The sequence below is a fragment of the Mesorhizobium sp. M1E.F.Ca.ET.063.01.1.1 genome, from assembly GCF_003998155.1.
Taxonomy (GTDB): Bacteria; Pseudomonadota; Alphaproteobacteria; order Rhizobiales; family Rhizobiaceae; genus Mesorhizobium.
Genome location: NZ_RZSC01001472.1, coordinates 1 through 593 on the forward strand (window position 1 = coordinate 1; position 593 = coordinate 593).

Annotated in this window: 1 protein-coding gene; it reads right to left on the reverse strand. The window is 67.5% G+C overall.

Going from position 1 to position 593, the window contains the following annotated elements; translation table 11 throughout:
* On the reverse strand, positions 1-465 hold a 465-nt coding region (locus tag EOA29_RS39285), incomplete at its 3' end, for an ATP-binding cassette domain-containing protein (RefSeq protein ID WP_127222559.1).
* Positions 466-593 lie beyond the last annotated feature (128 nt).

Here is a 593-nt window from a genome sequence, read left to right on the forward strand (position 1 = left end):
CGCCAGCGAGACGCGCTGCCGCTCGCCGCCGGAAAGTTCGCGTGGCAGCCGCTTTTCCTTGCCGGCAAGGCCGACGCGCGCCAGCGCTTCCGCGACCGCGCGGTGGTCGGCGGAGGTGAGCTTGAGCGACGGCGAGCGACCGAGCCCGACATTGCTTTCGACCGAAAGGTGGGCAAACAAATTGTTTTCCTGGAACACCATCGATACCGGCCGCGCCGAAGGCGGCGTGTTGCCGACATCGGCCCCGCCGATCAGCACCTTGCCCGCGTTCGGCGCTTCGAACCCGGCGATCAGATTGAGCAGCGTCGACTTGCCCGACCCGCTCGGCCCCATGATGGCGGTGATCCTGCCGGCGGCGAATTCGGCATCGAAGCGGAAGGATGCCTCGCCATAGCTGAACGAGACGCCATCCAGCGCGACAGCCAGTCCCTTCTGCGCCGCAATGCCAATGTTCGCCGTTGTCATGCCTTTGCTTCCCGCCCCAGCCAGTCGGCGGCGACCACCAGCATCAGGCAGACGAGGCCGAGCAGCAAGGCCAGCCCCGCGGCATCGGCGGTCCGGTAGCTGCCCATGCGCGCCAGCAGAAGATAGGG